12 protein-coding genes are annotated in these 9,961 nt (G+C 30.8%); all 12 read right to left on the reverse strand.

All coding sequences use genetic code 11. The features are described from left to right. Positions 1-8 precede the first annotated feature (8 nt). A complete protein-coding gene (locus tag Q0F58_RS07625) occupies positions 9-1,418 on the reverse strand; it encodes a flagellar hook-length control protein FliK (RefSeq protein WP_294374542.1) in 1,410 nt (469 codons plus the stop codon). Positions 1,419-1,525: 107 nt separating this feature from the next. Then, complete coding sequence (gene fliJ / locus Q0F58_RS07630; RefSeq protein WP_294374546.1) at positions 1,526-1,966, reverse strand: flagellar export protein FliJ; 441 nt, start codon at positions 1,964-1,966, stop codon at positions 1,526-1,528. A 19-nt stretch (positions 1,967-1,985) separates the two neighbouring features. Further along, the gene (fliI, locus tag Q0F58_RS07635; protein ID WP_294374549.1) at positions 1,986-3,302 is read right to left on the reverse strand and encodes a flagellar protein export ATPase FliI; all 1,317 of its coding nucleotides are present in this window, start codon (positions 3,300-3,302) and stop codon (positions 1,986-1,988) included. A 48-nt stretch (positions 3,303-3,350) separates the two neighbouring features. Beyond that, positions 3,351-4,163 carry a FliH/SctL family protein gene (locus tag Q0F58_RS07640; RefSeq protein WP_294374550.1) on the reverse strand — a complete coding sequence of 271 codons (813 nt, stop codon included), beginning with the start codon at positions 4,161-4,163 and terminating at the stop codon, positions 3,351-3,353. Beyond that, positions 4,147-5,163 carry a flagellar motor switch protein FliG gene (fliG, locus tag Q0F58_RS07645; protein ID WP_294374553.1) on the reverse strand — a complete coding sequence of 339 codons (1,017 nt, stop codon included), beginning with the start codon at positions 5,161-5,163 and terminating at the stop codon, positions 4,147-4,149. Before fliG ends, Q0F58_RS07640 begins: the two co-directional genes overlap by 17 nt. A 5-nt stretch (positions 5,164-5,168) precedes the next feature. Continuing rightward, on the reverse strand, positions 5,169-6,731 hold the full coding sequence (gene fliF, locus Q0F58_RS07650) for a flagellar basal-body MS-ring/collar protein FliF (RefSeq protein ID WP_294374555.1): 1,563 nt from the start codon (positions 6,729-6,731) through the stop codon (positions 5,169-5,171). 24 nt (positions 6,732-6,755) lie between these two features. Then, positions 6,756-7,067, reverse strand: coding sequence for a flagellar hook-basal body complex protein FliE (fliE, locus tag Q0F58_RS07655; protein ID WP_294374558.1), 312 nt, complete (start codon positions 7,065-7,067; stop codon positions 6,756-6,758). Positions 7,068-7,084: 17 nt separating this feature from the next. Beyond that, positions 7,085-7,495 (reverse strand): flagellar basal body rod protein FlgC, encoded by a 411-nt coding sequence (gene flgC, locus Q0F58_RS07660; protein ID WP_294374562.1) that lies wholly within the window; start codon positions 7,493-7,495, stop codon positions 7,085-7,087. Between the two features lie 12 nt (positions 7,496-7,507). Next, positions 7,508-7,951, reverse strand: a complete 444-nt coding sequence (flgB, locus tag Q0F58_RS07665; protein ID WP_294374564.1) for a flagellar basal body rod protein FlgB — start codon at positions 7,949-7,951, stop codon at positions 7,508-7,510. A 405-nt stretch (positions 7,952-8,356) separates the two neighbouring features. Continuing rightward, positions 8,357-9,208, reverse strand: a complete 852-nt coding sequence (locus Q0F58_RS07670) for a flagellin (RefSeq protein WP_294374568.1) — start codon at positions 9,206-9,208, stop codon at positions 8,357-8,359. Between the two features lie 22 nt (positions 9,209-9,230). After that, positions 9,231-9,410 (reverse strand): YjfB family protein, encoded by a 180-nt coding sequence (locus tag Q0F58_RS07675; protein ID WP_294374571.1) that lies wholly within the window; start codon positions 9,408-9,410, stop codon positions 9,231-9,233. 56 nt (positions 9,411-9,466) lie between these two features. Beyond that, a partial coding sequence (locus Q0F58_RS07680; RefSeq protein ID WP_294374573.1) for a flagellin occupies positions 9,467-9,961 on the reverse strand: 495 nt, incomplete at its 5' end.

Genomic DNA, 9,961 nt, shown 5'->3' on the forward strand with positions numbered 1-9,961 from the left:
TTAACCTCCTATGCAAGAAAATCAAGTGTTGCATTTATTTTTGCTTCATTTTCTAATAATTCATCCTCATTTTCAATAATTGAATTATTTTCAGAATTTTTTGTTGATGCTGTTTTTTCTCTGTTTTGTTCCTGAGATAACGCACCTTCAAAATTTCCATCTCTAAAGAATGTAGTATCTTCTTGATACAATTCAATATTGACTTCAGATATCTTTATATTCTGTTCTCCTAACTGCTTCTTAATCTCATTTAAATTTTGAGCTAACAATGCAGTGGTTTCCTTTGAATTAGCTTTTATATTAGCCTTCATAATCCCATCTTCTTGAATAAGATTTATTGTAACCTGCCCAAGATTTCCCGGATTAATCTTAACTGTTAATTCTTTTAATCCATTTGTTGACATATACTTTACATTTTGTATTAAATCTTGTGTAAATGTTGCCTTGTTTATTGTAAGACCTCTTTGCACTGTGTTCTGTCCTACTATATTCTGAGTTCTTCCTGCAAACATACCAATTTTATTATCAAATGAATTATCCTTCTTATCTTCAAATAATGATTTTAAAAATTTATTTTCTTTTGAATCATCTGAATTGCTATTAAGTGTCTGACTATTTCCATTATTGTTGTTTTCTAATGAATCATTCTGATCCTGTGAATAACTTGTATTATTCTTAAGCATATCTTCAAGTGTTAATACTTTTCCATTTGATGATTCATCAATCATATCAGTAAGTTTAGATAATATATCATTTATTCCATCTTTTGTTTTAGCTGAAACCTTGTCATTTTCAGAAACCTGTGTCTGTAATTGCGTCATAAATTCCTTTAGTGTACTCAATGTTTCAGAATCTAATTGTTGTCCTGATTCTTCAGAATTTAATACATTTAATAATTGGTCTAATAGTGTTGTCTGGCCATTTAGCATCTGTGATTCATCTGCAATATTTCCTGCGACATCTGAAATTACTATACTATTTTCATTATTTACCTTAGATTTATTATCTAGTTCAAGTAAAACATTCAAAGCATTCAATAATGATTCAAGAATATCATTAACTTCATTATCATCTTTTGGATTTTCTTCAACTTTTTCTTTAAGTTCTTCTATTTTATCTTTTAATTCTTTTACATTTTCATCAGTAGATTTCTTTTCTTCTACATTATTCTGTTTATCATTTTTGACTCTGCTCGCTTGATTACTGTTTGAATCTTTTGTACTTGAATCCAAAACTTTTTTAAAATCTTCCTTTTTATTGGATGTTTTTGAATTTGACCTGCTGCTATCAACTATGTTGCTGACTTCTTTAGTAGTTTTATTGTTAGCAGTATTAGATAACGATGATGCATTAGAAATTTTTTTTGTCTGAGTTGAATTATTGCTAGAATCTAATAAGACTTGTGCTGATATAACCATACATTTCACCTCCCTCTGTAAATTTAAAATATAAATCTGTGCATTTATTTTCAATGCACAATTTATATTTCAATCTTTTAGCATTTAAAATATAAATTGTACATTGATTATTTATCATTTCTATTTCTCATAAATGCATATAACGCTAATTCATCAAGATTTATCTGTTCAACTCTTTCTTCTTCTTTGACAAACGCATCATATTTTTTTTCTTTTAATGTTTCTACAGTTTTTCTCTCAATTTGCTTTTCTACTAATTCTCTACGTCTCTTTTCAACTTCAAGATTCTTTACAACCAAATCATCTTTAGCTGTTTCTATCCCCTTTTGTAAACCTTGTATATAATACCTTTTTAATTTTTGATATACCACATCTTCATCTGCGCTGATTCCCTTATATTTATTATAATTGTTTTCAAGGCTTTCTATCTTCTCTTCGATTTTCCTTTTAGCAGTCTGACTCTCTGTAAAAAGTCTTTTACTTTCTTCTTCTTTTTCTCTTCTTATATCCAAAAGTTTATCAAGACTAAATTTGAATCTTCCTGACATTTAGTTTCACTTCCTTCAATTATTTAAACATAGATATCAACGCCTGTTCTGTCTCTTCAAAAGTTGCCTTTTCTTCAATTCCTTGACATAAAAATTCATTCAATTTATCATTATATGCCACAGCCATATCAATCTTTTTATTACTTCCTTTAACATAAGCACCTATATTTATAAGATCCTCGGAATCTCTATATGTTGCAAGAAGGTCTCTTGCAATTGAAGCAGATTCTTTGTGTTCTTTTGGCGCAATCTGACTCATAAGTCTGCTGACACTATTTAATACATCAATTGCTGGATAATGATTTTTATGTGCCAAATCTCTTGATAAAACAATATGTCCATCAAGTATACCTCTTACAGCATCAGCAATAGGTTCATTAAAATCATCTCCATCAACAAGTACTGTATAAAATGCTGTTATAGAACCATCTATTGATGTTCCTGCTCTTTCCATAAGCTTTGGAAGTTTAGCAAAAACTGAAGGTGTATATCCCTTTGTTGCTGGTGGTTCTCCAATTGCTAATCCAACTTCTCTCTGAGCCATAGCATATCTTGTTACTGAGTCCATCATAAGTATTACTTTTTTGCCCTGATCTCTAAAATATTCAGCTATTGCTGTAGCAGTAAGAGCACCTTTTATTCTTATTAAAGCTGGTTTATCTGATGTAGCACAGACTACAACAGATTTTTTCATGCCTTCTGGTCCCAAATCCTTTTCTATGAATTCAAGGACCTCTCTTCCTCTTTCTCCTATAAGAGAAATTACATTTACATCAGCTTTTGCTTCTCTTGCAATCATTCCAAGAGTTGTACTCTTACCAACACCACTACCTGCAAATATACCTATTCTCTGTCCATCACCAACAGTTAAAAAACCATCAATAGCTCTGACCCCTGTAGGCATTATATCTTTAATTCTTTTTCTCTTTAATGGATCTGGTGCTTCATTTTCAAGTGGGTAGTCTTCACCATCATATGAAAGATTATCACAATCAAGTGGTTTTCCAATGCCATCTATTATGTGACCTAAAAGTTCATCTGAACACTTTACACTTAATGGCTTATGTTGAGGTACAACCTTACATCCAGGTGATATACCAATAAGTTCATCAAGAGGCATAAGTATTACAAATTCATCTCTAAATCCAACCACCTCACAATTGATTGGCAAATTTCTCTCATTATATATAATACACAATTCACCTACAAAGGCTTTTATACCTTGTACTTCAATAGTAAGACCAATTACTTTTTTTACTATGCCTTCACTATATATAGGTGATGTATTATTGACTTTTTTTAAAATTCTATCAAAATTCACCTCTAAATCAATCATAAAAACACCCTTTCTAATCAATGAGCACCAAATATCAAACTATATATTTTAATCAAATATAGCTTTTCTCACCTGCTCCATTCCTATATCTATTCCTACCTTTACAATACCACTTGGCTTTTCCAATATTGCATTGCCAGGTTCTATAGTATCATCTGCTATTACAAAGACTTCATTTTTTATAGCATATGATATTTTCCATCTTTCACAGTTTTTCTTTAATTCCTCAACATGAACAGAATTTGCTCTTAAAATTATACTTTCTTCGCCTTTAGAAATTCTAAATGCTTCTTCAACTATACCATTTATAGAATCATCATTTTGTAATGACTTTCTTGTTATGCTTTCTGCTATATTTAATGCAAGATTTATGATTTCATTTCTTTTTCTTTCCAGATAATCTGCATAATCTCCTTGAGCAGATTTTAAAAGTTGTTCTGCTTTTCCCACTATATCATCAGCTTCTTTTTGAGCTTTTTCTATAGTCTCATCATATGCTTTTTTATATCCATCATCATAGCCATTTTTCATACCTTGTTCATAGCCAGTTTCATAAGCTTTCTTTTCTGCATTACTAGCTTCCATCTGAGTTCTTAAAAGAAGTGCTTTTTTTTCATTTTCAGCATCTTGAATTATTCTTTTTCCTATTTCTTCATATCTCTGCAATAATTCTTCAGGATCAATTTTAGATTTCTTAGTTTCATTTTCTTCAATAGCTTTCTGCTCTTCTTCTAACTGCTTTCTCTTTTTTTCTTCCTCTATAGCAGCCAACTCTAATTTACTAACATATTCTGTTGTTATTATCTTTTTTTCTCCTGATGCTGTAAATCCATTTTTTATAAGACTATACGATGATTGCATCTTCTCCACCCCTTGAAATTATAATTTCGTTAGCATCATCTAATCTTCTTATAATTGCAACAATTTTCTGCTGTGACTTTTCAACATCAGTAATTCTTACAGGTCCAAGGAATTCCATATCTTCTTTCAATGAAGCCGCTGCTCTCTTAGACTGATTTCTGTAAATACAATTAGCAACTTCATCTGAACATCCTTTAAGTGCAAGTGCAAGATCACTAACTTCAACTTCTCTAAGAATTCTCTGAATAGATACATCATCAAGAGAAACAATATCTTCAAATACAAACATAGAGCTCTTAACTTTATCAGCAAGTTCAGCATCTTCTCTTTCAAGTCCTTCTGTAATATTCTTCTCAGTAGTTCTATCAACTGAATTTAAAATTCCAACTAATGTTTCAACACCACCAAGAGTTGTCATTTCTGTTCTTACTACAGACGATAATTTACTTTCCAATACAGCTTCAATTTCCTTTATTACCATTGGAGATGTAGTATTCATTGTTGCAATTCTATATGCAACTTCACTTTGTGTTTCTTCTGGAAGTTCTGCCATAACCTGAGCAGCCTTATCTGACTGGAGATAGCATAATATAAGTGCTATTGTCTGTGGCTGCTCTGCTGTTATTACATTAAGAAGCTGCTTAGGATCAGCCTTTCTCGCAATAGAAAAAGGCCTGTACTGTGATGTTGCTTCTGATACTTTATCAAGTATCTCTGCTGCTCTCTGTGATCCTAGAGCTTTTGATAATAACTGTTTAGCATAATCCATTCCGCCTTCAATAATATAATCTCTGGCTTTATTTATCTGTAAAAATTCATTCAATATTTCTTCTCTTTGTTCTGATGTTACTGAAGTAATATTTGCAATTTCATAAGTTATTTTTTGAATATCGCTTTCTGGTAATTTCTTAAGTATACCAGAAGATGCTTCAGGCCCAAGTGTAATAAACAATATTGCAGCCTTCTGCACACCAGTCAGTTTACGTTCGTCTTTTGGCATATGTATCACCTCTCATTTTCAGTTAACCAAGACTTGATTATTTCAACTACCTGTTCTGGTTTTTCTGTAGCATACCTCTTAATTTCACTCTCTAAATGAGATTTTTCTGTCTCACGTTCGAATTCAATTGGATCAAATGTCTCTGGTTCTTTAGGAACTATAGTATCATCAATTAATGTATCCAATAATTGTTCTTCCTCTTCCGCTTTCTTCTTTCTTCTCTTTAAGATGAAGAATATAAGCAATCCAAGTATTAATGCTCCTCCTATTACACCAGCTGCTATTAAAATATTTCTTTCTCTAGCTTGCTTTTCAGCATTCATTTCATCAATTGCTGCCTGAGCCTGATCAGCTGCTGTTGTATCAAATGCCTTTCCATTTACAGTTATCTGATCTCCTCTTGTTGCATCTAAACCAATAGCATTTGCAAGTTCCTGTTCATATTCAGTTATTTCCTGCGCTGTAAGGTCCTTATTGAGATATATTGTTGCTGTAAGTCTTTCAACTTTTCCTTGAGCTTCTATAGTCTTTGTTTCTTTTTTACCAGAATCATAATTTGTTTTCTGTTCTTCTTTTAACGATGACGAATTATCATTATTGTTGACAATTTCATTTGTCATATTATTGTCCACAGGACTTTCTGATAAAGTTCCTGCTCCATTATTGTTTGTTTCCTTTGAACTTTCCTGACTTACAATTACTTTATTTGGATCAATCACAGTCTGTGTACTCTGTTTTGCATCAAAATCCAAGCTTGCATTAACTCTTGCCGAAACATTTCCTTTTCCAACAATAGGTTCCAAAAGTTCTATTATTTCCTTTTTCAATCTTTCTTCATAATCCTGTTCAGCCTGATGTTGTTTAGATATAGTTTCCGAACTAGCTTGTCCAGACTCCTCATCATCTAAATCTTTAGTAAGCAGATTAGAATTCTGATCTATAACAGTAACATTTTCTTTTGGAATATTAGCAGCACTTCTTGAAACAACTGCTACAATAGCTTTTACCTGATCTTCATTCAATGTTGCTCCATCTTTAACTATCAAAGTAACAGCTGCTGAACCTTCAGATTTATCTTTTACAAATACAGAACTTTCAGGCTGTGTGATTTTCACCTTTGCATTTTCAATAGGTTGAAGACTTTTAATTACCTTCTCAATTTCACCTTCCTGCATTCTTGTCTTTTGAATGTTAAACTGTTCATCAGTTAATCCAAAAGTGTTCTGCTGATCCATAAGTTCATATCCAGTACTTCCAGACTTTAAATCTGGTGCCAACTCTAATTTAAGTTTATCAACCTGTCCTTTTGGAACATAGATTGTATTAGTAGTACTGTCTACTTTATTTTCAATTTTTTCATTTGTCAGATAATCAACTACAGTCTTTGCATCTGCTGTATCTAAATTTGAAAATAGAACTTCATATTTAGTAGATGTAGCGTAGATTATTGCACTGACAATAGCCACTATAACTGCTATAGCAGAAGCAATCATAGCGATTTTAATTTTATTGCTCTGAGATTTAAACTTCTCAAAAAGTCCCTTAACTTTTTCTAAAAGTTTTTTCATTATTTAGCTCTCCTCACCCTAACACTACAATTGCAGTTTTGATAATGTATCATACCCTTCAAGTAATTTATCTCGTGTTTGTGTCAAAAATTGAAGACATAAACTAGCTTCCTGATTCTTAACCATGACTTCATCAATATTTACGTCATCACCTCTAACAAAAGCACTTGCTGCTTCATCAGAAGCTATAAGTTTTTCATTTGTTCCATCTATAGCGCTTTTTAAGGCACTTGCAAAAGAATCTGTCTTTGCAGCTTCATCTGAATTATTAACCTTTTTGTTAAACTTGGCATTAAATAATGCTTCCTGTCTCGCAAAACTTTCTTCAATTCTCATAATAAAAACACCCCTTTCTATTTACCTATTTCCAATGCTTTTGAAAACATACTTTTCAAAGCATTAAATGTATCAATATTTGCCTCATAAGATCTGGTTGCAACCATCATATCAGCCATTTCATTCAGTACATTTACATTAGGCATTGTTACATAACCATCTGCATCTGCATCTGGATGAGTTGGATCATATTCTCTCCTTAAAGGCGAATTATCATTTTCAATTTTAACCGCTTTTACTCCAGCCATCTCTTTATTAGCATCTAGTGCTTCCTGAAACACTGCAATCTTTCTTACATATGGTGATTTGTTTCCTGCCGCATCTCTAGTTGTACGTGCATTTGCCATATTTGAAGTTATAGTGTCCATTCTTAGTCTTTCTGCTGAAAGACCAGTTGCACTTATCTGCATTGATTTAAATGGATTCATCTAAATCCCCCCCTATTTTATAACCGTCTTCAAATTATTAAATTTATTATTAATACTAGTTATCATAGCATTATATTTTAAAGTATTTGCCGCCTGATTCACTTTTTCTATTTCTAAATCCACATTATTTCCATCAGTCCTCATGCTTGTATCATTATTCTGCTTTATTGTTATATTATCCCCATATGAATTTTTATCATCTGACAAATGCTTGTCCTTAGTAATTTTAAGGTTTGATGAATTACTTGTATAATGATTTTCATTAGTAGTTCTCATTTTAAAGCCTGAATCTGATGCTTCTTTTAAATTTTCTTCAAAAACCACACTAAACTTCTTGTAATTTTTTGTGTTTATATTTGCCATATTATTAGCAATTGTCTTAGCTCTAACATTTGATGCCTTCAATCCAGCTTTAAGTAAATCATAAGTATTATTACTTTCTGATTGTATCTTCATAAACTCACTTCCCTTTATCTTCTTTCTATAAAGTCCACTAATTGTTGATTATAAAATATTCTAATATTAATTATAAAATACTAATGGAATTTTTGCCATATTTTTTTTACTTTTTTACCTCAGTTATCATATTTTTTGCAATTTGGTTACATAAAATTCAAACTGTAGCTTTTTTGATTCTTTAACAAACATAAAAATACAGAGAGACTCTTTTGTAAATTTTACTCTATTTAACCAAAATTATCAAGAATCAAAAATACCCATTCTTTTGACATAAACTTATGAAAAAATCAATATATATGTATACAATTTCATTTTTTGATAAGTTATTACAACAAACATACATAAAAAAAGCGTGAAAGTTATAACAAAACACAACTCTCACACCATAATTAAAAATTATAATTATCTAACATTTGCTAAAATATTTAAAGCGTCCTGTGGGAATTTATTACTTTGTGCCATTAATGATATAGATGACTGATAAAGTATATTAGTTCTTGCATATTCCAACATTTCTTCAGCTATATCTGCATCTGCAATACTACTTTGTGCAGAAGAAAAATTTTGATTTATGTCATCCATACTAGTATATGTTTCATCCAACCTCGATTGAAGTGAACCATATTTACTTCTTATCCTGCTTACAATATTAATTGCTTTTTCTATCTTTTCAAGGGAAGAGCTAGCATTGTTTCTTGTCGTTACATCTAAACCTTCTAAACCAAGACCTTTATTAGTTACATCATAAAAAGGTAATTTAACTTTTTCATTAGCTAAATCTCCAATTGTAGAATATTTATCTGCAACTGGATTTTCAGGATCTGTTAATGTTCCTCCTGCACTTTTGCTTAATGGTATACCATTAAAATCAGTATTATTTGCTAAGTCATCAATACTATTTAATATTTGATCTATTTCTTTTTGAATATTTACTCTATCATCATCTGTATTAGTTTCATTAGCTGAATACACTGCAAGCTGTTTCAATCTAGAAATATTATTATTCATTTCCTGAAGAGCACCATCAAATGTCTGAAGCATTGATGTTGTATCTTGAATATTAGATTGTGCCGCATTTCTTGCTAAAATTTGAAGCTTTAAATTATCAGATTGTCCAATTTTATTAGGATTATCTTTTGCAGAATTAAGCTTCATGCCTGTGCTTACATTCCCTAAAGCTTTTGAATTTTCAACTAATGTATTCTTATAATTTTTATAAATATTAAGAGAATACATGTTATGCCCTAATCTCATATCTTATCTCCTTTCTACATTTTTAAACTCTTACATCTAAATTAGTTCCAACATTAGTATCAACAGCCATATTCTCAACCATATCAATTATATTCTCACTCAAAACATCGCTATTATCCATTGTCATTTTCATTACCGATAACTGAACCTGATTTTCAAGCTGTATTTGATGCATATTCATTGATAGTGCTGCTATATCCATACAAATCATCCTTTCTTAAATATAAATTTAATGATTTTAACAGCTATTAATAATATTTATATTCCCTTTTCGTTCATAAGTTTTAAAACATATTCGGGATCATGGTTTTCATGTACCAACATAGCTCCTGTAGAATCTATCAATATATTACTTCTTACATTTTCCATAGATTCTTTTGCCATATCAGTATCTCTTATTCTTGATTCTGATGCTGTCATATTTTCAGCATTATTATCTACAGATCTTACTGCATGTGTAAGTCTGTTTCCTGTAGCTCCAATTTGAACTCTTCTTGATGAAACCTCATTTATTGCTTTATTTAATTTATTAATTGCTTTTTCAGAACCATTTTTAGTTGATACACTCAAATCATCAATTCCTAAAGAATCGCATGCAATGCTTTCTATTGGTGGAAATGAAATAATAAATCCAGGATTTTCTCCCACCATTATATCTAATCTCTGACCATTACTTCCATATGTTCCATCAAGTACTTTTTTCCCATTAAATTCTGTATCTTTTGCTATTCTGTCTATTTCATCTTTAAGTTG

It is taken from the genome of uncultured Clostridium sp., from assembly GCF_934754915.1.
GTDB lineage: Bacteria > Bacillota > Clostridia > Clostridiales > Clostridiaceae > Clostridium.

Bases quoted from the DNA above. Each gene is read 5' to 3' on its own strand.
- Q0F58_RS07625 (WP_294374542.1), bottom strand. From the start codon at position 1,418: ATGGTTATATCAGCACAAGTCTTATTAGATTCTAGCAATAATTCAACT.
- fliJ (WP_294374546.1), bottom strand. From the start codon at position 1,966: ATGTCAGGAAGATTCAAATTTAGTCTTGATAAACTTTTGGATATAAGA.
- fliI (WP_294374549.1), bottom strand. From the start codon at position 3,302: ATGATTGATTTAGAGGTGAATTTTGATAGAATTTTAAAAAAAGTCAAT.
- Q0F58_RS07640 (WP_294374550.1), bottom strand. From the start codon at position 4,163: ATGCAATCATCGTATAGTCTTATAAAAAATGGATTTACAGCATCAGGA.
- fliG (WP_294374553.1), bottom strand. From the start codon at position 5,163: ATGCCAAAAGACGAACGTAAACTGACTGGTGTGCAGAAGGCTGCAATA.
- fliF (WP_294374555.1), bottom strand. From the start codon at position 6,731: ATGAAAAAACTTTTAGAAAAAGTTAAGGGACTTTTTGAGAAGTTTAAA.
- fliE (WP_294374558.1), bottom strand. From the start codon at position 7,067: ATGAGAATTGAAGAAAGTTTTGCGAGACAGGAAGCATTATTTAATGCC.
- flgC (WP_294374562.1), bottom strand. From the start codon at position 7,495: ATGAATCCATTTAAATCAATGCAGATAAGTGCAACTGGTCTTTCAGCA.
- flgB (WP_294374564.1), bottom strand. From the start codon at position 7,951: ATGAAGATACAATCAGAAAGTAATAATACTTATGATTTACTTAAAGCT.
- Q0F58_RS07670 (WP_294374568.1), bottom strand. From the start codon at position 9,208: ATGAGATTAGGGCATAACATGTATTCTCTTAATATTTATAAAAATTAT.
- Q0F58_RS07675 (WP_294374571.1), bottom strand. From the start codon at position 9,410: ATGGATATAGCAGCACTATCAATGAATATGCATCAAATACAGCTTGAA.